Origin of the sequence: Streptomyces sp. GC420 (genome assembly GCF_009916105.1) — a bacterium.
In the GTDB taxonomy this organism is placed as follows: domain Bacteria; phylum Actinomycetota; class Actinomycetes; order Streptomycetales; family Streptomycetaceae; genus Streptomyces.
In genome coordinates, this window is the sequence record NZ_JAAAXQ010000690.1 from 1 (window position 1) to 1991 (window position 1991).

2 protein-coding genes are annotated in these 1991 nt (G+C 68.4%); both read right to left on the reverse strand.

The features are described from left to right. Window positions 1-1000, reverse strand: a 1000-nt coding sequence (gene ftsZ, locus GUY61_RS37830; RefSeq protein WP_166634814.1) for a cell division protein FtsZ, incomplete at its 3' end; no start/stop codon positions are given. A gap of 278 nt (window positions 1001-1278) precedes the next feature. Then, the gene (locus GUY61_RS37835) at window positions 1279-1983 is read right to left on the reverse strand and encodes a cell division protein FtsQ/DivIB (RefSeq protein ID WP_166634815.1); all 705 of its coding nucleotides are present in this window, start codon (window positions 1981-1983) and stop codon (window positions 1279-1281) included. Window positions 1984-1991: the final 8 nt, after the last annotated feature.

Sequence of the window (1991 nt, forward strand, 5' to 3'; positions counted from 1 at the left end):
CCTCGCGCTTGCTGGAGGAGGCGCCGAGGACGTTGTCGCGGCGGGTCGGGGGCTGGCCCCCGTCGAAGCCGGCGGCGATGACGGTGACACGCACCTCGTCGCCGAGCGCGTCGTCGATGACCGCGCCGAAGATGATGTTGGCCTCGGGGTGGGCGGCCTCGCTGACCAGCTGGGCCGCCTCGTTGATCTCGAACAGGCCGAGGTCGGAACCGCCGGAGATGGACAGCAGCACCCCGCGCGCGCCGTCGATGGACGCCTCCAGCAGTGGCGAGGAGATGGCCATCTCGGCCGCGGCCACGGCGCGGTCGTCGCCTCGCGCGGAGCCGATGCCCATGAGTGCGGAGCCGGCCTCGGACATCACGGACTTGACGTCGGCGAAGTCGAGGTTGATGAGGCCGGGGGTGGTGATGAGGTCGGTGATGCCCTGGACGCCGGAGAGCAGCACCTGGTCCGCGGACTTGAAGGCGTCGAGCACGCTGACCTGGCGGTCCGAGATGGACAGCAGCCGGTCGTTGGGGATGACGATGAGGGTGTCGACCTCTTCGCGCAGGGCGGCGATGCCGTCCTCGGCCTGGTTGGCCCGGCGCCGGCCCTCGAAGGTGAACGGCCGGGTGACCACACCGATGGTGAGGGCCCCGAGCGAACGCGCGATGTTGGCGACGACCGGGGCACCGCCGGTGCCGGTCCCGCCGCCCTCACCGGCGGTGACGAAGACCATGTCGGCCCCCTTGAGGACCTCCTCGATCTCCTCGCGGTGGTCCTCGGCGGCCTTGCGGCCGACGTCGGGGTTGGCGCCTGCGCCCAGCCCCCGGGTGAGTTCACGGCCGACGTCCAGCTTGACGTCGGCGTCGCTCATCAACAGCGCCTGGGCGTCGGTGTTGATCGCGATGAACTCGACGCCCTTGAGACCGACCTCGATCATCCGGTTGATGGCATTGACACCACCGCCGCCGACACCGATGACCTTGATGACTGCGAGGTAGTTCTGCGGTGCTGCCACGTCGAAGGCCTCTCGCCTCGAGTTACGTGTCGTCGCCTCACACCGCCGTGCGGGGCGCCGACTGATGCCGAATGGGGCGGTCCGAATCGCCGACCCGAACCCTAACGTTGAAGTTTAGGGTTACCAGTATGTCCGTTCCCTGGAGTCTTCTGAACAGGACACTAAGTCGACAAGTGGTGCGCGTTCAACGAACACGCCGAACCTCCCGTTTTTCTTTTCACCCTATGTGATCACTCAAGTGGCTGGCCAACCAGGGTGCTTGCACGACGTGGCGCGCGTCAACTCCCCGCGACAGCGGGGGCGGTGGGCGCGCTGACGTCGAAGTACCCCGCCTCCGGCTCGGCCTTCATCAGCGCGAGCAGGACGCGGGCCTTCGCCGCGCCGCTCTCCGGGCTGCCCCAGACGACCGTCCGGCCGCCGGTCAGGTCCAGCGAGACGGCGTCGTACGAAGAGATCTTGACAGTACGCGTACTGCGGGCGATCCGGTCGGGAAGCGCGCTCGCGACACGCACCGCTTCGCGGGTCAGCCGCTCGGTGCCGAAGCGGCGCAGACTCGGTGAGCGGGAGGCGGCCATCACCAGAAGGGGAACGCCCCGGGGAGCGGTCGCCACGGTGGCGAACCGGACTCCTTCCGCGTCCACTTCGATGAACTTTCCGCCCTTTTCGATGAGCAGTTCCGGCTTTCGCTCGGTCACTTCCAGAATGATTCCACGCGGCCAGGAGCGTTCGGCCTCGACCGAGTCGATTCGGCGCAATTTCCCCCGCAGTCGCGTCTCGACGGCTTCGAGGTCGACGGAAATCAACTGCTCGCCCATCGGCACTCCTGCGGCTTCACGCACCTGCGCGGCGGTCAGAACCTCCGTGCCCGAGACGGAGACCCTCTCGACGCGCAGCCAGCTCGAACCGTACAGCAGCCAGAGGACCGGGCCGGTCAGCAGAACTCCGGCCAGCGGCAGAAGGATCCGCGCCCGCCGCCCGGGCAGCCGGAGGC